The sequence below is a fragment of the Polaribacter sp. genome, from assembly GCF_036480315.1.
Taxonomy (GTDB): Bacteria; Bacteroidota; Bacteroidia; order Flavobacteriales; family Flavobacteriaceae; genus Polaribacter.
This window is the reverse complement of the sequence record NZ_JAZGGG010000040.1, coordinates 50,344-70,411: the sequence shown is the minus strand read 5'-3', so window position 1 is coordinate 70,411 and position 20,068 is coordinate 50,344. Positions and strand designations below refer to the sequence as shown.

General features: G+C 29.8%; 13 protein-coding genes, 1 pseudogene and 2 riboswitches. Of the genes and pseudogenes, 10 read left to right on the top strand and 4 right to left on the bottom strand.

What is annotated here, in order from left to right; all coding sequences use genetic code 11:
• The first annotated feature begins 98 nt into the window (after positions 1-98).
• Together V3V28_RS08385 and V3V28_RS08380 are read left to right on the top strand one after the other, a co-directional pair.
• The gene (locus tag V3V28_RS08385) at positions 99-1,730 is read left to right on the top strand and encodes a mechanosensitive ion channel family protein (protein ID WP_331364576.1); all 1,632 of its coding nucleotides are present in this window, start codon (positions 99-101) and stop codon (positions 1,728-1,730) included.
• Complete coding sequence (locus tag V3V28_RS08380; protein WP_331364575.1) at positions 1,727-2,704, top strand: endonuclease/exonuclease/phosphatase family protein; 978 nt, start codon at positions 1,727-1,729, stop codon at positions 2,702-2,704. The genes V3V28_RS08385 and V3V28_RS08380 overlap by 4 nt, the downstream gene beginning before the upstream one ends.
• Before the next feature lie 206 nt (positions 2,705-2,910).
• Here the strand turns inward: V3V28_RS08380 and V3V28_RS08375 are convergent, their stop codons facing one another.
• Complete coding sequence (locus V3V28_RS08375; RefSeq protein WP_331364574.1) at positions 2,911-3,864, bottom strand: tRNA dihydrouridine synthase; 954 nt, start codon at positions 3,862-3,864, stop codon at positions 2,911-2,913.
• A 132-nt stretch (positions 3,865-3,996) separates the two neighbouring features.
• A complete protein-coding gene (locus V3V28_RS08370; protein WP_331364573.1) occupies positions 3,997-5,193 on the bottom strand; it encodes an OmpA family protein in 1,197 nt (398 codons plus the stop codon).
• Between the two features lie 202 nt (positions 5,194-5,395).
• On the opposite strand from V3V28_RS08370, the gene V3V28_RS08365 reads away from it, so the two are divergent.
• Entirely contained in the window at positions 5,396-6,736 is a 1,341-nt protein-coding gene (locus V3V28_RS08365) for a M48 family metallopeptidase (protein ID WP_331364572.1), read from the top strand.
• Between the two features lie 2 nt (positions 6,737-6,738).
• On the top strand, positions 6,739-8,289 hold the full coding sequence (locus V3V28_RS08360) for a DUF6770 family protein (protein ID WP_331364571.1): 1,551 nt from the start codon (positions 6,739-6,741) through the stop codon (positions 8,287-8,289).
• Positions 8,290-8,345: 56 nt separating this feature from the next.
• Here the strand turns inward: V3V28_RS08360 and V3V28_RS08355 are convergent, their stop codons facing one another.
• A complete protein-coding gene (locus V3V28_RS08355) occupies positions 8,346-10,832 on the bottom strand; it encodes a zinc-dependent metalloprotease (protein ID WP_331364570.1) in 2,487 nt (828 codons plus the stop codon).
• 157 nt (positions 10,833-10,989) lie between these two features.
• On the bottom strand, positions 10,990-12,246 hold the full coding sequence (gene metK, locus V3V28_RS08350) for a methionine adenosyltransferase (RefSeq protein ID WP_331364569.1): 1,257 nt from the start codon (positions 12,244-12,246) through the stop codon (positions 10,990-10,992).
• 309 nt (positions 12,247-12,555) lie between these two features.
• A riboswitch (SAM riboswitch) is annotated at positions 12,556-12,666 on the top strand.
• A 124-nt stretch (positions 12,667-12,790) separates the two neighbouring features.
• On the opposite strand from metK, the gene V3V28_RS08345 reads away from it, so the two are divergent.
• From V3V28_RS08345 to V3V28_RS08320, 6 genes and pseudogenes are all read left to right on the top strand, one after another.
• Positions 12,791-14,065: an O-acetylhomoserine aminocarboxypropyltransferase/cysteine synthase family protein gene (locus V3V28_RS08345; RefSeq protein WP_331364568.1), complete on the top strand. Its 1,275-nt coding sequence runs from the start codon at positions 12,791-12,793 to the stop codon at positions 14,063-14,065.
• A 57-nt stretch (positions 14,066-14,122) separates the two neighbouring features.
• Positions 14,123-17,524 (top strand): bifunctional aspartate kinase/homoserine dehydrogenase I, encoded by a 3,402-nt coding sequence (gene thrA / locus V3V28_RS08340; protein ID WP_331364567.1) that lies wholly within the window; start codon positions 14,123-14,125, stop codon positions 17,522-17,524.
• A 183-nt stretch (positions 17,525-17,707) separates the two neighbouring features.
• Positions 17,708-18,202, top strand: a complete 495-nt coding sequence (locus V3V28_RS08335) for a PLP-dependent transferase (RefSeq protein ID WP_442957526.1) — start codon at positions 17,708-17,710, stop codon at positions 18,200-18,202.
• Between the two features lie 57 nt (positions 18,203-18,259).
• Positions 18,260-18,445: a hypothetical protein gene (locus V3V28_RS08330; protein ID WP_331364566.1), complete on the top strand. Its 186-nt coding sequence runs from the start codon at positions 18,260-18,262 to the stop codon at positions 18,443-18,445.
• A pseudogene (locus V3V28_RS08325) lies at positions 18,433-18,726 on the top strand (pyridoxal-phosphate dependent enzyme); the annotation flags it as partial. The gene V3V28_RS08330 and the pseudogene V3V28_RS08325, both read left to right, overlap by 13 nt.
• Positions 18,727-18,896: 170 nt before the next feature.
• Positions 18,897-19,002: riboswitch (SAM riboswitch) on the top strand.
• 46 nt (positions 19,003-19,048) lie between these two features.
• Positions 19,049-20,062 carry a homocysteine S-methyltransferase family protein gene (locus tag V3V28_RS08320; protein WP_331364565.1) on the top strand — a complete coding sequence of 338 codons (1,014 nt, stop codon included), beginning with the start codon at positions 19,049-19,051 and terminating at the stop codon, positions 20,060-20,062.
• The last annotated feature ends 6 nt before the right edge of the window (positions 20,063-20,068 follow it).

Here is a 20,068-nt window from a genome sequence, read left to right as displayed (position 1 = left end):
AGTGTTTATATTTTTATTATATACTTCTTTGACCATACAAATTATAAAAGGTTTAAATTTGCTTCTCTATTTAACAATGATTTAACAAAATTAAATTGATGAAAAAGTTTCTTTTCCTTGTTTTTTTACTGCCAATTTTGGCAAATGCTCAAGATAGTATTCGTGTAGATATTAGCAATCCGCATGCTACAATTTATACACATTTATATTTTTTACAAACAGATTCTTACGAGCCAGAAAAAGCAGCAAAAACTATTTTAGGCCTTACAGAAGAAAAAGCAATTCAAAAAGCGATTAAAATTAAACAAGTTTTAGACGGTAAAGGTTTGTATGTAGATGTAAACAGAATACCTATTAACCCAAATTATAAAGACACCATTGGGTATTCTTCTTACTCTAGATATGTTTTGTTTCCGCAAAGAATGCCGCAAATTTATGTAGAAAAAATTGATGGAAATTGGTATTATTCATCAGAAACTGTAACTAAAATAGAGAGTTTATACAAAGAAGTTTTTCCTTGGTATGTACAGAAGTTACAAAAAATGATTCCTGTTTCGGGTCATAAAAAAATTGTAGGATTAGAATTATGGCAGTTTATTGCCTTACTTTTTATGTTGGTTTTTGGCTACATTATTTTCTTAATTGTAAAAAGAATTGCCTTTTTTATATTGCATAAAATTCAACAGAGAATTACCCGTAATACAAATTATGAAGTAAAAAAAGTACTAAAAAAACTAGCACATCCTATAAGTTTATTAGTTACTGTAGGTTTTATAGATAAGATTTTTCCGTCATTGCAATTTGGTTTAACTACCAATACTTGGGTGTTTTTAACTTTAAATATTGCAAAAACTGTTTTTTGGATTTATGTTTTCTTAAAATTGGTACAAGTTATAATGCGAATTTATTCAGAATTTACAGAAAGAACGCATAGTAGATTAGATGATCAATTAGTGCCAATTTTACACAATTTTTTAACTGGAATTGTAATTATTTTAGGCGCTTTTAGATTGCTAACTTTGTTTGGTGTAGATACTACAACGTTAATTGCTGGAGCAACAATTGGTGGTTTGGCTTTTGCATTAGCATCTCAAGACACCGTAAAAAACCTGATAGGTACAATCATGATTTTTCTTGATAAACCTTTTCATATAGAAGATTGGATTGAAGCTGGAGAAGTTGTTGGTACAGTAGAAAAAGTAGGATTTCGTTCTACAAGTGTTCGTGCAGCAGATACTTCTGTGTATCAAATTCCGAATAGTAGGTTGTCGGAAATTGTAATTAATAATAAAGGTTTACGTTTATATAGAAGATATAATACTACTTTAGGTTTGCGTTATGATACGCCACCAGAGTTAATTGAAGCATTTGTAAAAGGAGTTAGAGAGTTAATTATTGCGCATCCAGAAACACGTTCAGATTCTTACAATGTAGAGTTTACAGGTTTTGGAGACTCTGCATTATTAATTATGGTAAATGTGTATTTTAAAAGTTTAGCTTGGGGAATAGAACAATCCTCTAAACACAGATTGCACATTGCTATTGTTAAATTAGCAAAAGAATTAGGAGTCGATTTTGCATTTCCTTCAACAACGGTTACGATTGAAAATTTTCCAGACAAAAAAGGTTTAAACCCTAAATATGATATTTCTCAAGAAAGAATAAATGCAGTTATTAGTAAAACTGTTACCAATTTTACGAATGAATATCCAATAGAAGAAACACCATGAAAAAATTTGTAAAGTATTTCCTTCGTTTTTTAGTATTATTAATTGTAGCCGCAGTTGTATTTTTCTTTTGGGCTTCATCTCCAACATTAGACGAAAATAAATATGAAGTTTTAATCTCAAATGAAGATATTAAAGTTCAAGAAAACGATTCTATTTTTAGTATTGTAACCTATAATATTGGGTATTTAAGTGGCATGACTAACAATCGTGCTGTGCCAAAACCAAAAGAGTTATTTAAAACTAATTTGCAGAAAGTTTTAGTAGAAACAAAGAAGGTAAATGCAGATATTATTGCGTTTCAAGAAATTGATTACGATGCTTCTAGAAGTTATAACATAAATCAACAAAACGAAATTGCAAAACTAGGATTTAACTATATTGCTGGTGCTGTAAATTGGGATGAAACCTATGTTCCTTTTCCTTATTGGCCACCAAGTATGCATTTTGGAAAAGTAGTTTCTGGACAATCTATTATTAGTAAATATCCTTTAAAAGAGCATAAAAGAATTGTTTTAGAAAGAGTTGCAGGTGCTCCTTTTTATAGAGATGCATTGTATTTAGAACGTTTAGCACAAGTTGTAAAAGTTACTTTAAACGGGCAAGATGTTATTTTGATAAACGTTCATTTAGAAGCTTTTGACAAACAAACAAGAGTCAATCAATTTAATGAAGTTCTAGCACTTTTTAATACATATAAAACTGAATATCCAACAATATTATTGGGTGATTTTAATTCTAGAGCAAGAAATGAAGAAGCAATTATTCAAAAAATGTTTGCTATGTCAGCTATTGGTAATGCGGCTTTCAATATTGAAAACCCTGCCAATACTTTTGATACAAAAAAACCTTTTGAACGTATAGATTACATTTTTTATACTAAAAATTCTATTGAATATATTTCTGGCAAAGTCTTAACTGAATTCGGACAAGCATCTGATCATTTACCCGTAGAAATGAGTTTTAAGTTGAAATAATTGATTTGTCATTTCTTAAATTGATGAACCTTTTTGGAGTTTAAAACTTCTTGTCCAAAAAAGTTCCGACATATTATAATTTTAGTAAGAATTCAATAAAATTAGAACAAGTCTAGATTTTTGTTTCTTTTCATCAATGGAAAAGAAAAAGGAATAAAATACTATAATTGTGCAGAACTTGTTTAATAATAAAGCAATCTAAAAACCTACCCATTTTTAGCTTCATTAAAAATATCTTTTACAGCAATTGCATAATTTTTAGCATTACTTGCTTTTTTAATTTTCTTATAGGTTTTCTGCGAATTTGAAAAACTTTGAGAAAAGTATTCCCAAAAACCAAGCATTTTCATTTTTATAGGCGTTGGTCCAGAAAGCGCTGCATCATATTCTTGATAAATTCGATCGTGGAATTCTTTAAAAATATCATATCTATTTTTTGGGTATTCAGTAGTATCGTTTTTTATCATACTTGGTAAAAAAGGATCTGCAATTAAACCTCTACCTATCATCCAATGATCTATTGATGTAAATCGTTTTTGTAACTTTTTAAAGGCAGGGACAGAAGTAATATCACCATTATAGTACATTTTATGTTTGCTGTTATCTAAACATTTTTGAAACGCTTCTAGGTTCGTTCCACCTTTGTACAACTGTTTTCCTATTCTAGCATGAATTGCAATATTTTTAAGTGGATAATTATCTAAAATTGGTAAAACGTCTAAAATTTCTTCAGGATTTTCATAACCCATTCTCATTTTCATAGAAACCAAAACATCAGATTCATTATGTACTTTATGAAGAATATTATTTATTTTTTCAGGATCAGCAATTAATCCAGAACCCATTCCGCGTTTTGTAACCATCGGATATGGGCAACCTAAATTCCAGTTTAATTCTTTGTAACCTAATTCTCTTACGTATTTAGAAACGAATAAAAATTCATCTACATCATTGGTAATAATCTGCGGAATTACTTCTAACTCGGTGTTGTTTTCAAGAAGAAGATCTCGTTGATATGAGTTTTTAATCACCATTTTTCCATTCAAACGAATGTATGGCGAATAAAAAGTATCTATTCCACCAAAGAAGTGATTAAAAGCATTTCTAAATTTAAAATCTGTAAAACCTTGTAAGGGTGAAGATAAAAGAGTGTGAGTCATTTGAAAATATGAAACAACAAAGATAAGTTACTTTTTAAAGGTTTTAATGAAATACAAAATAAAAACCTCATCAATTAAGGTAAGGTTTTTATAATTTTTTAATCCCAAAAAATGGACAAGATATATGAATAATTAATTAATGGCATTTATTTCAACGCGATTATTATTTGCTCTTCCATTACGAGTTTTGTTTGAATCTATAGGTTTAGATTTACCATAGCCTTTAAAAGAAATTCTAGAGGGATGAATACCATGAGATATTAAGTAATCAGAAACACTCTCTGCTCTAGATTCAGATATTCTTAGATTTGTAGTCTCTGTTCCTTTACTATCTGTGTGTCCTTGAATCTCAAATTTTTTGTTTGGATACTCATTTAAAAAAGAAATAATACTACGTAATATAGGATCAGACCTAGTTTTTATAGAACTTCTACCAAAATCAAATTCTATCGTTTTTGCATATTCATTCAATGTTATTTGTGCTTTTCCTGTAAATTTTGGACATCCTTTATTAGAAATTTCACCTGGTATATTTGGGCATTTATCTTCAGAGTCTTTTACGCCATCACCATCTATATCAGAAACAACAACAACAACATCAGTAGTCTCAATAGTTTCTTCATCAACAGTTTCATCATCGTAATATTTACGTTTTAAATATATTTCACAGGATATTAATGTTAGAGAGTCCTTATACATTTCCATCTTAAGACGAATATCACCATTCATTAATAAAAAAGTTTTTCCTTTGAAAAAAGCACCATTACTATCTGGAATTTCTTTGTTTTCAATATTATATTCAAATTTATTATTTCTAGGATTAGATTTAGCATTGAACCCATAACTTTCATTACCTTCTTCTTCTAAACTGCTCATGTAAAAAGAATCATCTCTCATCGGGCTCAAATTAAAAATATCTCCTTTTGAACCGCTATATGAACCGCCAAAAACATCTGTAATTTTAGTAACTACATAATCAGATTCATAATCAAAAGCAGTAGAAAAAGTATATTCATTGTCCCATAAAGATTTGTTTTTCTTATCTAAAACCTGTAAAACTCCTTCATCTGTTAGTTTTAGTGTTGTAGCTGTTGTTACACCAGTTAAATGCCAAATAGTATTACCAGAACTATTTTTAATAATAAATTTACCATCTTTAATTAGTGCTTTACCATTAGGCCCATATCCATTAGACATAGTACACCATTTGAATTCTGTTTTATTCTTATAAACACATAAATTGGTGTCATTTTGCATTGTAAGTGAATAAGTCTTATTAGGACTGTAAATCGTTTCCCCTGCGTTTACAACAGTTATTTGACTGTACATGTTTACAGTTATGAATAAAAATAAAATTGAGAAAAATGATATTTTGATACTTTTAATGTCCATTAAATTTAATATTTAGTTTTTTTTTACAATATAGGATATACGTTTTTAAAATAAATTTTAAGTTATATTTTATACTGTTAAAAATTAAAGAGTAAAATTATATTTTGAGATGATTATATTTGGCACTTCTAAAAATAAAATGAAAAAAATATTATTGCTAATTTTATTGTTTCCTGCTGCTTTTCTATCCCAAGAAAACAACTACAAAGCTATTTACAATGCTACTTATAAAGAGATTTTTAAGGACGTTGTAAAAGAAAGATACTATAAACTTTTAAAGAATTTAGATGCTAAACATAGGTCTAAACTTAAAAAACAATTTAGAAAAAGAAACGAAACTATTTTAGAACTGATAAAAGATAGTGTTTTCGTTTTTCATAAAGAATATGATACTTTTTTATCAAACATTTTAGAGGAGATTAATAGTGAAAATCCTACTTTAAAATCTAAAGATTACAAATTCTTTTTTAACAGATTGGCTACACCTAATGCTGCTTGTTTTGGTAACGAGGTTTTTATGATAAATACAGGCTTGTTTCACTTTTTAGAAAATGAAGATGAGTTTGCTTTTATTGTATGCCATGAAATTGCGCATCAAGTTTTAAATCATGTAGATAACAATATAAAAAAGTATGTAAATACGGTAAATTCTAAAGAAGTAAAAAGAAAAATTAGAGATGTTCAGCTTACTATTTACGGCAGAAATAAAGAAGGAATGAAGTTGGTTAAAAACCTTACTTTTAATTTTTTAGCGTATTCTAGAAAGTTAGAGTTAGAAGCAGATTCTATAGGTTTAGAATTGTACAAGAAAACAAAATACAATGCTAACGCTGCAATAACTGCTTTGGAGAAGTTAAAAGGTTCTGATGAAGCGCTGTTTGATACCAAAATTAAGCTAGATAGTTTGTTGCATTTTAATAAATATCCGTTTAAAGAATATTGGTTAGACAAAGAAGAGTCAATGTTTAAAATTGATGAAAAACAAGATGATTATGCTTGGAATAAAGATTCTTTAAAAACGCACCCAGATATAGAAGAACGAATAGCTGTTTTTAAAAGTAAAATTTTAGGCGCTGTTTCAAAAGAAAACACAAGTTTTAAAGAAATAAAAGAGTTTGCAAAATACCAGCAAATAAATTCTTTATTAGATTTTAATCAAGTAGACATTGCTGTTTATTTTTTATTGAAAGAAATTCAATCTAAAAAAGCAAAACCACAAACTTTTGTGCAATTATCATCTGCAATTAGAAAATTGTATGAATTAAAGTTGAAGCATCAATTTGGTAAGTATGTGCCTCAAAATAATCCTTTTACCAAAGAAGAAAATATAAATAACATTCGCCAGTTTTTACATAATTTAGAACTAAAAGAAATTAGAAAAATAGGCTATTTTTATTGTGAAAAATATGCCGAATTATTGAATGATAATCAAGAATTTATAAATAATAAAACCTTTTTTAAAACCCTTAATAACAAATAAATATGAGAAAAATAGTTGTTATCTTTTTATTGCTTTTACAATTTAGTTTTTTAAATGCTCAAAGCAAAGTAATTAACAATATTGTTAAGTTTAAAATGAAAAACACGGGCGCATTTTTAGATGTAAATAAAGATGTTGATGGATATTATTTTTTCTACGAAGTAGATAAACTTAAAAAAAGACAACGAGAATTCGCAATTAATATTCTTGATAAGAATTTAAATGATGTTGCAACAAAAAAAATGGTTGCTTCAAAATACACTGTTTTAGCAGGAAATGCCTTTAACAATCAAAATACCTTATTTGCTTTTTTCGATTATAAAGAAAAAACAATAACCTTAAAAGGTTTCGATAAAAAAGCAAATCCTATTGAAGACAGAGTAATTGTTTTAGATAAAAAAGTATCAAAAAATTTAAGATTTCAATCGAACTCGAATATGTTAAGAAACCTTTTAACACCTGTAAAAAATAAAGGTTTTTTATTAACTTTACCTAATTTTAGTGGAAAAGGACAAGGTTATTCAATTTCTTTTATACCTACTGATGAGGTCAGTAAAGACTGGGTTTTTAATGAAATACCAACAAAAAGATTTATCCACACAATTACACCTGTTACTGTAAATGAAAAATTTATTGTACTAATAGATGTTTTCGGTAAACAAATGTCTAAAAAGAAACAGTTTAATACCATTGTTTTAAATACACAATCTGGGGAATTACTTTTTGAAAAACCATATGATGAAAATGATCCTAAATTAATTAGTAATGCTTTCTTGTCAAAAGAAGGAAATGTAGCTGTTTTAGGGCAGTATTATGAGCCAAAAGCAAAAATTATAAAAGCAGAAAGTTTAGGTTTGTATGTAGATATTTATGATAAAACTGGCAAAAAAGTTTTTGAAAATAAAATTTCTTGGGCAGAAGATGTTAGTAAAGTTTTACCAGTTAAAAGTGAGAGTAAGCTAAAAGACATTGGTTATATTTTTTTCCATGATATTATTAAAACTCAAAACGGAGAATATTATGCAATTGGTGAACAATATAGAAAAACAGTAAGTGCTGCAGGAGTTGCAACTGCTGTAATTAGTGGTCTTTTTGGAGGTATACAAACCTCTGGATTTACACAATTAACCATTAAAGATGTTTATATTTTTAAGTTTGACAAAGATTTTACTTTAACCAAAGTTGAGATTTTTGATAAAGGAACTTCAAGAATTCAAAATTTATTAGACTTTGGAAGCCCACAATTTAGTGCCTTCGTAATTAAAGCTAGAGGAGGTTTTGATTATGTATATTCTCAAATTGACAAAAAGAGAGATCGTTTTTATGCAAACTTTATCGATTATGAAAGAGGAGAAAAAGGAAAGAAAAGTCAGTTAGTTTTTAAAACAATTATTCATGATGATGGAGAATTATCTGAAGATAAGGTAGTCCTTAAAAATAGATCTTCTTATTTTAGAGTTTTACCTGGTAAATTAGGTAGTGTATTAATTTTAGAATACAATAGGAAAAGAAAACAAGCTACTATGCATCTAGAAAAACTTAACATTAAATAATAAAAAAAAGCCTCATCTTAATTGATGAGGCTTTTTTAATAAACAGTATTTAATGTTTATTTAGGATCTAGAATAGTATCAACTCTATCTACAATATCTTGTAAATGGTAACGAGTTAATGTATTTCCTCTATTAGAAGCAGCTTTTACATCTCTCTGTAAACGCTTTAATTCTCCTCTTACAACAGATTTTATATCAGATTGGTTTATAGTAATTCCACTTTGTTTAAAGTAACCAAAGTTTGCATTTCTTTGATTTTTGGCTTTATTTAACAAATAATCTAATCTATCTAAATGTACTCTTTGTAAATTTCTTCTATAAGTATCTATAGAACGTCCAGAATAAATTTCACTCCAAACACCTTTACGTAAATCACTCATCATAGAAACTAAACTATATGCGCTAGAACCGTTCATTGTTTCATTTTCAATCATCCTAGCCATTCTTCCAGGATTTAAGATGTTATTGATAGATCTAGCTTGTAAACCTCTTACTCTTTCTAAAGAACCAGAAAATTCAGTTTTACTAAAAATGTTTTTATCTAACATCCAAGTAGGTGTTTTAAACAACTCGTTAATAACGAATGTTAACGCTTCTTTTTGTTTTGTTTTAGCTACATGTGTATAAACAGCTCCTTCTTGGTCTGTTGTTTTATAGTTTTCATAAACGCCACCAATATTTGCAGTAACATGCCCCATGTATCTATTAAACTGACTTAGAGCCTGTCCGTACATTGTAGACAAATCATCATAATTCTGCCCTTTTTCTGAAGTCCATTCTTCTAATTTTGGTAAAATTCTTTTTAAGTTTTTAATACCATACGTAGAAGCTTTCATTGCATCATCTCCTAAATCTTCTGTTTGAGAACTTGGGTCAACTGTACTTCCTGCTTGTTGATGCCCAAAACGGTACATTGGGTCACCAGCATGTTTTGTAATCCAAGAATCTAACGTTGCTTTTTCATCTTTTGCCGAAGTATTTAAAATAGGTCTATAACCCCAAGAAATTGCATATTTGTCATACACACCAATATTTGGCATTAAAGCAACACCTTTATCTTCTGGTTGTGCAATATAATTAAAACGAGCATAATCCATAATAGAAGGCGCTGTTCCATATTTTGCAGTAAAAGATGCAGAGCGTAAAGAATCTACAGGATACGCAGTAGAACTCCCCATATTATGAGGTAAACCTAAAGTGTGTCCTAATTCATGAGAAGAAACAAACTTAATTAATTCTCCCATTGTTTCTGTCTTAAAGTTGTTGCTTCTCGCATCTGGGTTGATTGCAGCCGTCTGAATAAAAAACCAGTTATGTAATAAAGACATTACATTATGATACCAGTTAATATCAGATTCTAAAATCTCACCCGATCTTGGGTCACTAACGTGAGGCCCGTTTGCATTTGGAATTGGAGAAGCTAAATATCTAATTACAGAATAACGAACATCTTCTGGACTATAATCTGGGTCTTCTTCTGCCGTTGGTGCTCTTTTAGCGATAATAGCATTTTTAAAACCAGCAGCTTCAAAAGCAACTTGCCAATCATTAACACCTTGTATTATATATGGAACCCATTCTTCTGGTGTAGCTCTATCTACATAATAAACAATTTGTTTTTTTGGTTCTACCAATTCACCACGATTAAATTTTGCAATGTCTTCGTCTTTTACTTCCAAACGATATCTATCTAAATAAGTTACCTTTTTGCTTTTTTGAGCATCTAAACCATAATCAGTTTGTCCACGAGCAAACCAACCAACACGTTCATCAAAATAACGTCTTTTCATTGGTACTTTAGGTAACAAAATCATTGAGTTACTCATTTCTAAAGTAATAGAACCTAAAGCACTATTTGAGGGTGCTTTATTTGCAAAGTATGTTTTTACATGTCTTACTTCTATATTCTGCGGATAACTACTAACTCTTTCTATGTAAGAACGACTTTTATCCATTCTTGTAGCTTGGTATCTTTTTCTACTTCTAGCAGGAAAACCTAAAGGTTTAACATCTGTAGAAAATAATGTAGTTGCATCTATAACAGTTGCTGTAGAATCTTTACTAAATGCTTTTATAGGAAAAGAAAATAGGATAGGTTCTAAATTAGAATTTACAACAGCTTCATGTACTGGTAAAATGGTGTCTGCAACAACATTATGAGAAACAATACGTAAAAGAATTTGTTTGTTTTTCTTTTCCCAACGTAAAACTTGCGTATTGGTTTTTCCACCACCAAAACCAATTCCATTGGCAGTTTTAGCAATTCTAGTTACCATTAAAAGTTCTCTGTTTAAAAGAGAATCTGGTATTTCAAAAAGATAAGAATCATCTTTTGTATGAACTTTAAATAAGCCTTCATCGGTTTTGTGATCTTTTGTAACCACTTTTCCGTAAGGTTTAATTGCTCCTTTTTTAGGTTTAGGTTTTGGAGTTACTTTTTTAGTTTCTTTTTTCTTTTTCTTCCAAAATTGAGCAGAAGATTCTGAAGAAAAACCGAATACAAAAGCAACTAGTAGTAGTCTAGTTAGTATTTTTTTTGTCATCATAAATATGTTATTAAGTTTGAGTTCGAAGTTACGCAAACATTAAAAGACGATTTCTTAAAGATATGTTAAAGAGAGGAAGCATATTGTGTTAAATTTTGTGCATAAAAAAAACCTTTAGAAATTTCTAAAGGCTTTTTTTATAAGGTAATATGTTTTATAATTGAAATGCTTTTTTAACTGCATCTACATAATCTAATTTTTCCCAAGTAAAAGTTTCTACTTCTTCAGAAACAGTTTGTCCCATTGGGTTTGTAAATGTTACTGTTTTTATTTCTGATGTTCTTCCCATGTGACCATATGCAGCTGTTTCAGAATAAATTGGTGTTCTTAATTTTAAACGTTGTTCTATAAAATAGGGGCGCATATCAAAAAGTTCTTCCACTTTTTTACTGATTTCTCCATCTGTTAAATGAACAGTTGAAGTTCCGTAAGTTTCAACATTAATACTTGTTGGTTTTGCTACACCAATTGCATAAGAGACTTGTACTAAAACTTCTTTACAAAGCCCAGCAGCAACTAGGTTTTTTGCAATGTGTCTTGTTGCATAAGCGCCAGATCTATCTACTTTAGAAGGATCTTTTCCAGAAAAAGCTCCACCACCGTGAGCGCCTTTTCCACCATATGTATCAACAATAATTTTACGTCCTGTTAAACCAGTATCTCCATGAGGACCACCAATAACAAAAACACCAGTTGGGTTTATATGGTATGTAATTTTATCTGTAAATAATTTCTGAATATGAGCAGGTAATTTTGCAATTACTCTAGGAATTAGAGTTTCTACAATGTCCTTTTTAATTTTTGCTAACATTACATCTTCTGAAGCATCAAAATTATCATGCTGTGTAGAGATTACAATCGCATCAATTCTTTGTGGAACATTATCATCTGAATACTCGATAGTTACTTGAGATTTTGCATCAGGTCTTAAGTAATCAATTTCTTTTTTTTCTCTACGTAATTCGGCTAATTCTATTAACAATCTATGAGACAATTCTAATGCTAATGGCATGTAGTTCTCTGTTTCATCGGTTGCGTAACCAAACATCATCCCTTGATCTCCAGCACCTTGTTCTTCTGGGCTAGACCTATCAACTCCTTGGTTAATATCAGGTGATTGTTCATGTATTGCAGATAGAACTCCACAAGAATTACCATCAAACATATACTCGCTTTTTGTGTAACCAATTCTATTGATTACATCACGGGCAATTTGTTGAACGTCTAAATAGGTTTTAGAATTTACTTCTCCAGCCAATATTACTTGTCCGGTTGTAACTAACGTTTCACAAGCAACTTTACTGTTTTTATCAAACGCTAAAAAATTATCGATTAAAGCATCTGAAATTTGGTCTGCAACCTTATCTGGGTGACCTTCAGATACACTTTCTGATGTAAATAAATATGACATAAATCTTCTTTTATAAGTTATTGAAAAATGAAAAGAGATTGCTTGGTAGCTAAAAGTAGTAGAATATTACTGCTTTAGCATTTTTTTAATGAGGTTGCAATCAGTTCAAATTATTCCTCCGTTTATTATTGCAAATTTACATCAATATTCTAAATATAACTTGATATTTTATTTAAATTTATTAATATCGAATTTTATAAAGCTTAAAATTGATGAATCTTCATTTTTTTTAAATAAATCACTTTTTATTTGGATACTAAACTTTTCTGTTGCAATATTTGCACTTACAAAGTTCAATAACTTATTGAAATGTTATCAAGAAAGGTGGAGGGATTAGACCCGTTGAAACCTTAGCAACCCTTTAGAAATAAAGAAGGTGCTAAATTCTACTCAATTACTTTATAATTGGATAGATAACAAAAGAGAATTTTTCTATCCTGAAAAGTCCTATTTTCTTAATAACATTTTTCTAGTAGGTACATCAACAAAAATTGATGGATTTGACTTTTGGTTTAATCTTTTATTAACTCAAAAAAATAGAAAAATGAGTACACACAAATTAGCAACAAACGCATTACATGCAGGGCATGATGTAACACAAAATGGAGGCACAAGAGCAGTCCCTATTTATCAAACATCATCGTATGTTTTTAATAATTCAGAGCATGCTGCAAACCTCTTTTCATTAAAAGAATTAGGTTTTATTTACACACGTTTAAACAATCCAACAAATCAAATTTTACAAGATCGTTTGGCATCTGTAGAAGGTGGTATTGGGGCTGTAGTTTTTGCTTCTGGAACAGCAGCAATTTCAACAGGTTTATTAACGTTATTAAAATATGGAGATCATATTGTAGCTTCTAGTAGTTTATACGGCGGAACGTACAATTTGTTAAGTGTAACTTTATCAAGATTCGGAATTACAACTACGTTTGTAGATGCTTCAAATCCTGATAATTTTGCAGCTGCAGTTCAAGAGAATACAAGAGCATTTTTTGTTGAATCTTTAGGAAATCCTAAATTAGATGTTTTAGATTTAGAAGCAATTGCTGTACATTCTAAAGCAGCAGAAGTTCCTTTTATTGTAGATAATACGGTTGCAACACCAGTTTTATTAAATCCAATAAAGCACGGAGCAGATATTGTAATTCATTCGTTAACAAAATATATTGGCGGACAAGGAACTTCTCTAGGAGGTGCAATTGTAGATGCTGGAACTTTTAATTGGGCAAATGGAAAATTTCCTGAATTTACTGAGCCTTCTGCAGGTTACCATGGTTTAAAATATCATGATGCTTTAGGAGCAGCAGCATTTACTTTTAAACTAATTTTAGAAGGATTACGTGATTTTGGAGGCGCTTTAAGTCCAACAAATGCATTTAACATCATTCAAGGTTTAGAGACTTTACCAATTAGAATAAAGCAACATTCAGAAAATGCATTAGCATTAGCAACTTGGTTAGAAACGCAAGAAGAAGTAACGTGGGTAAATTATCCTGGTTTAAAAAGTAGTAAATACAATGCATTAGCAAAAAAATATTTACTTAAAGGACAAAGTGGAATTGTAACTTTTGGTGCGAAAGGTGGTTTTGAAGCGGCAAAAGTAATTGCAGATACAACAAAAATTTTCTCTTTATTAGCAAACATTGGTGATACAAAATCGTTAATTATTCATCCTGCAAGTACAACACATCAACAATTAGACGAAGCACAACAAGCAAGTGCTGGTGTGAGTCAAGATTTAATTAGATTGTCTGTTGGTATTGAGGATTTAGAAGATTTGAAAGCTGATTTGAAAGCTGCTTTTTTAGAAATATAAATATCATAAAACAGACCTCACAGATTTTTAAAACCTGTGAGGTCTTAAAGAATTAAAGTGAAAAACGAATTACAACATATTAAAATAAAAGATTTTACTACAGAAGCTGATGCATCAATTTCTGAAATGAATTTGAGTTATCAGATTTTTGGAAAAAAATTAGGCACAGCTCCTGTGGTATTAATCAATCATGCATTAACTGGGCATAGTAATGTTGCTGGTAAAGAAGGTTGGTGGCAAGATATTGTTGGTGATAAAAAAACAATAAATACAGAAATTTACACGATTTTATCTTTCAATATTCCAGGAAATGGTTTTGATGGTTTTCTAATTGATAATTATAAAGATTTTATAGCAAGGGATGTTGCCAGAATTTTTTTGGAAGGATTATCAATTTTAAATATAGATAAATTATTTGCATTAATTGGAGGTTCTTTAGGTGGTGGAATTGCTTGGGAAATGGTTGTTTTAAATAATAAAATTACAAAACACTTTTTACCAATTGCAACAGATTGGAAATCTACAGATTGGTTAATTGCAAATTGCCAGATTCAAGAACAGTTTTTGGTAAATTCTAGCAACCCTGTTCATGATGCACGTATGCATGCAATGTTATGTTATAGAACGCCAGAGTCTTTTAAAGAACGTTTTCATCGCTCTAAAAAAGACGATTCAGATATTTTTGATGTGGAAAGTTGGTTGTTGCATCATGGAAAATCATTGCAAGAACGCTATCAATTATCTTCTTATAAATTAATGAATCAATTATTAAAAACGATTGATGTTACTATTGGAGGAAAAAAAGATATTGAAAATCTAGATAAGGTTGATGCTAATATTCACATTATTGGTGTCGATTCAGATTTGTTTTTTACTGCGGAAGAAAACAGAGAAACGCATAAAAAATTGGCGTTAACCAAAGATAACGTTACATATAATGAAATAAATTCGGTTCATGGTCATGATGCTTTTTTAATGGAATATGATCAGTTGCAAAAAATTATTGAACCAATTTTTAATAAAGATTACAGAGAAAAGAAAATGAAAGTATTAAAATTTGGAGGAAAATCTTTAGCCAACGGAAAAGGATTGGAAAATGCAATTGAGATTATTGCAAGTAAATATAAAGCCGGAGAAGAAATTACGGTTGTTGCTTCAGCAAGAGGGAATTCAACAAACGAATTAGAGGCTATTTTAGAAAAGGCAGCATCAAAAAAGGAATATAAATCAGAATTCGAAAAATTTAAAGAATATCAACTAGAACCTAATAAATCAGTTGATTTCTCTCAAGAATTTTTAAAACTAGAAACTATTTTTGAAGGAGTTTCTTTATTGGGTGATTATAGTCAAAAAATTAAAGACAAAGTTTTATCACAAGGAGAATTACTATCTGTAAAATTAGTGGCAAGTTTGTTAGATAAGGGAAATATATCTGCAAATTATGTAGATTCAAGATCTTTAATAATTACTGATGAAAATTTTGGAAATGCACAACCAATTACTGCAGTTTCTAAAGAAAATGTAATTAGTTATTTCAAGAAAAATAACACGACAATAAATATTGTTTCTGGTTTTATTGCATCCAACAAAAAAGGGGAAACAACTACTTTAGGTAGAAATGGAAGTAATTATACAGCTGCTTTATTAGCGAATTATTTAGATGCTGATGAACTACAAAATTATACACATGTTAGTGGAATTTACACTGCAAATCCAGATTTTGTTACAGACGCAAAAAAGATAGAACAATTGTCTTTCTCTGAAGCGAATGAATTGGCAAATTTTGGAGCGACAATTTTACATGCAAAAACAATTATTCCTTTATTAGAGAAGAACATAAATCTTCGAATTTTAAATACATTTAATAAAGAGGATAAAGGAACTTTAATAACATCAGAATCTTCAACAAAAGGAATTAAATCTATTTCTACAATTGATGATGTTGCTTTATTAAATTTTGAAGGTAGAGGTTTGTTTGGGAAGGTAGGAGTAGATGCTAGAATTTTTAAGGCTTTAAGTGATAGAAATATTAGTGTAAGTATTATTGCACAAGGTTCTTCAGAAAGAGGGATTGGGTTGATTATCGATGCTTATAATTCTGAGGAAGCTGTTGCTGCTTTAGAAAAAGAATTTGAAAACGATTTCTATTCACAAGATGTAAATCAGATTTCGGTTGTAAAAAATGTTTCCATAATTTCTATTATTGGCCAAGATTTAAGTGAGTTTCACTTGCCTTATAATGCATTAATCAAAAACCAAATCATACCTATTCTATTCAATAATACTGTTACTGGTAAAAATGTTAGTTTGGTTGTTAAGAGAGATGAATTGCACAAAGCAGTAAATGTAATTCATGGTCAAGTATTTGGAGTAACTAAAAAAATAAATATTGCAATTTTTGGAAAAGGAACTGTTGGAGGAACATTAATTCATCAAATATTAGAAAACACAGCGTCTGTTTTAGAACGTAGAAAAATTCAATTAAATGTTTTTGCAATTGCAGATTCTAAAAAATTATTGCTAAATAAAAACGGAGTTTCAAAGAATTGGGAACAAGATTTAGTAGAAATTGGTAAAGAAAATACGACTATAAATGATATTATTGAGTTTGCAAAATCACATCATTTCGAGAATTTAATTGCTGTAGATAATACAGCAAGTGTGCCTTTTGTTGGAAATTACATTCCGTTAGTAGAAGCGGGTTTCGACTTGGTCTCTTGTAATAAAATTGCCAATACTTTATCTTTCGATTTTTACAAAGAATTAAGAGCAAAGTTAAAAGAATATAAAAAGCAATACTTGTACGAAACTAATGTTGGTGCAGGTTTACCTTTGATAGATACCATTCGTTTATTACATGAATCTGGCGAAAATATTACCAAGATTAGAGGTGTTTTCTCTGGTAGTTTAAGTTATTTATTTAATACTTTTTCTGAAGAAAATAAACTTTTTTCTGAAGTTTTGAAAACTGCAATTGATAATGGTTTAACAGAACCAGATGCAAGAGAAGATTTAGGTGGAAATGATGTTGCTAGAAAATTATTAATTTTAGCAAGAGAATTAGATTTAGAAAATGAGTTTGTAGATGTGAATATTCAGAATTTAATTCCAGCCAATTTAAGAGAAGGTTCAGTTGATAATTTCTTGTCGAATTTAGAATTGATGAACGAAGAATATCAACAGTTAAAAGAAAAACAAGAAGTCAATCATGTTTTAAGATATGTTGGCGAATTAAGTGGAGATTTATCACAAAATAAAGGAAGTTTAGAAGTGAAGTTAGTTTCTATTCCAGAAAGTACACCGCTAGGGTCTTTAAAAAATTCTGATGCTATTTTTGAAATTTATACAGAATCTTATGGGGAACAACCCATTGTAATTCAAGGAGCAGGAGCAGGAGCAAGTGTAACTGCAAGAGGTGTTTTTGGAGATGTTTTAAGATTAGCAAAACATAATAATTAAAAAATAGTATGTAGTTTTCAGCTGGGAGTATTTTTGTCAATAAAAAACTTATAGATAAAAATATAAAAGAGACAATAACTAAGATAAGAACGATGAGTTTTAGCCTTAATTCTCGGTTCTAAAAGCTTTAGCTGCCTTAATTCTAAACAACATATTATGAGCAAACATTTCTAAACACAAGCAATTAGAACACAAACAGAGGGAAGCCAGTTTTCTGAACATTCTACACCTTTATATTTAACATCAAGTTTTGTTTTTGACTATGCAGAAGATATGCGTGCATCCTTCGCAGAAGAAAAAGAACGTAATTTATATAGTCGATTTACAGATCCAAATACAACAGAATTTGTAAATAAAATTATTGCTATGGAAGGAGCAGAAACAGGTTATGCTTTTGTAACTGGAATGTCTGCGATTCTCTCAACGTTTGCAGCTTTGTTAAATGCGGGGGGTCATGTTGTTTCCTGTCGTTCTGTTTTTGGTTCTACACATTCTATGTTTACTAAATTTCTTCCAAAATGGAATATAGAAACGTCTTATTTTAAAGTAAATAAAGTAAATTTGGTAGAGAGTTTAATTCAGCCAAACACAAAGATTTTATATATAGAAACATCAACAAATCCTGCAGCAGATATTTTAGACCTAGAATTGATTGGTGTAATTGCTAAAAAAACATAAATTAATTTTTATTTAGCATATCCAGGTTTCTATGCAGTTTACAGATTAGGTCATCAATTGTTAAAACAAGAAATACCAGTTTTACCAAGAATGATGAGTGAACTTGCTCATTGTGTAACAGGTACAGATATTCCTCCTGAAGCACAAATTGGAAATTATTTTTTTATATATTACGTAACAGGAATTGTTATTGGAGAAACTCCAATGATTAAAGATAATGTAACTATTTTTCAGGTTTTCTAAAAGAACAGAATAAAGACATTAGAATAATTGGTGCATAACCTAAAGATGGTGAAAGAATACCAGGAATTAGAAAATGGCAAGAATAGTATTTACCAGCAATTTTTACTAGAAGTAAAGTAGATGAAGTTTTAGAAGTAAGTAAAGAAGAAGCAAAAGAAATGACTCAAAAATTGGCTTCTGAAGAAGGGAGTTTTGCAGGTATGAGTAGCGGTGGTTCTGTGGCTACAGCTATAAAAGTAGCAGGAAAAATAAATAAAGGCGTAATTGTAGTAATTATTTGAGATAGAGGAGACGATATTTATCATCAACATTATTTGAAAAAGAATAATAAAACAACATTTTAAAAAAGCAATGAAGCATGTTTACTGCTCAAAATATCAACATAATAATTCTGCAAATAAAAAAATAATCCGTTTATTTGCAGTTCAGTTCAGTTCATAATCTTATTGATACGTTATCACGAAAGGCAGAGGGATTAGACCCGTTGAAGCCTTGGCAACCTCTCACTTTTGAGAAAGGTGCTACATTCTACAAGTTTAAAACTTGACAGATAACAGCGAAAAAACACTTTTCCTGATGACATATTGATAATAATATCAAACAATGTCAAAAATTACCAAAGAAATAAAAAATAGAATCCTTGTGCTAGATGGCGCAATGGGAACTATGTTACAAGCTTATAAATTTACTGAAGAAGATTTTAGAGGAGAGCGTTTTAAAGACTATCCAACTCCGTTACAGGGTAATAATGACTTGTTATCAATAACACAACCAGAAGCAATAAAAACCATTCATGGTAAATATTTTGAAGCTGGAGCAGATATTATAGAAACCAATACTTTTTCTGGCACTACGATTGCAATGGCAGATTATCAAATGGAAGGTTTGGTTTATGAACTAAATTATGAATCTGCAAAAATAGCTAAAGAAGTAGCAAATGAATTTACTGAAAAAGAACCGCATAAACCTCGTTTTGTAGCCGGTTCAATCGGGCCAACAAATAGAACAGCAAGTATGTCTCCAGATGTAAATGATCCCGGTTATAGAGCGGTAACTTTTAATGAATTAAGAATTGCTTACAAACAACAAACCGAAGCTTTAATTGATGGAGGCGTAGACTTATTGTTAGTAGAAACAGTATTTGATACTTTAAATGCAAAAGCAGCATTATTCGCTATTGAAGAAGTTAAAGACGAAAGAAAGATTGATATTCCAATAATGTTAAGTGGAACAATTACAGATGCTTCAGGAAGAACATTGTCTGGTCAAACAGCAGAAGCATTTTTAATTTCTGTATCACATATACCTTTATTAACTGTTGGATTTAATTGTGCTTTAGGAGCCAATTTATTACAACCCCATTTAGAAGCAATTGCAAGTAAAACTGACTTTGGAATTTCCGCGCATCCAAATGCTGGGTTGCCAAATGCTTTTGGTGAGTATGATGAAACTCCAGAAGAAATGGGAGAACAAATAGAAGAATATTTAAAAAAAGATTTAATAAATATTATTGGTGGATGTTGTGGTACAAGTCCTGCTCATATTAGCGAGATTGCCAAAATTGCAGCAAAATATAAACCAAGAGCTCATTCTGAAAATGTTTCAGAAATTAATTAGAATGAA

Coding starts and splice junctions, on each gene's coding strand:
- V3V28_RS08385 (WP_331364576.1), top strand. CDS start 99: ATGAAAAAGTTTCTTTTCCTTGTTTTTTTACTGCCAATTTTGGCAAAT.
- V3V28_RS08380 (WP_331364575.1), top strand. CDS start 1,727: ATGAAAAAATTTGTAAAGTATTTCCTTCGTTTTTTAGTATTATTAATT.
- V3V28_RS08375 (WP_331364574.1), bottom strand. CDS start 3,864: ATGACTCACACTCTTTTATCTTCACCCTTACAAGGTTTTACAGATTTT.
- V3V28_RS08370 (WP_331364573.1), bottom strand. CDS start 5,193: ATGTACAGTCAAATAACTGTTGTAAACGCAGGGGAAACGATTTACAGT.
- V3V28_RS08365 (WP_331364572.1), top strand. CDS start 5,396: ATGAAAAAAATATTATTGCTAATTTTATTGTTTCCTGCTGCTTTTCTA.
- V3V28_RS08360 (WP_331364571.1), top strand. CDS start 6,739: ATGAGAAAAATAGTTGTTATCTTTTTATTGCTTTTACAATTTAGTTTT.
- V3V28_RS08355 (WP_331364570.1), bottom strand. CDS start 10,832: ATGACAAAAAAAATACTAACTAGACTACTACTAGTTGCTTTTGTATTC.
- metK (WP_331364569.1), bottom strand. CDS start 12,246: ATGTCATATTTATTTACATCAGAAAGTGTATCTGAAGGTCACCCAGAT.
- V3V28_RS08345 (WP_331364568.1), top strand. CDS start 12,791: ATGAGTACACACAAATTAGCAACAAACGCATTACATGCAGGGCATGAT.
- V3V28_RS08320 (WP_331364565.1), top strand. CDS start 19,049: ATGTCAAAAATTACCAAAGAAATAAAAAATAGAATCCTTGTGCTAGAT.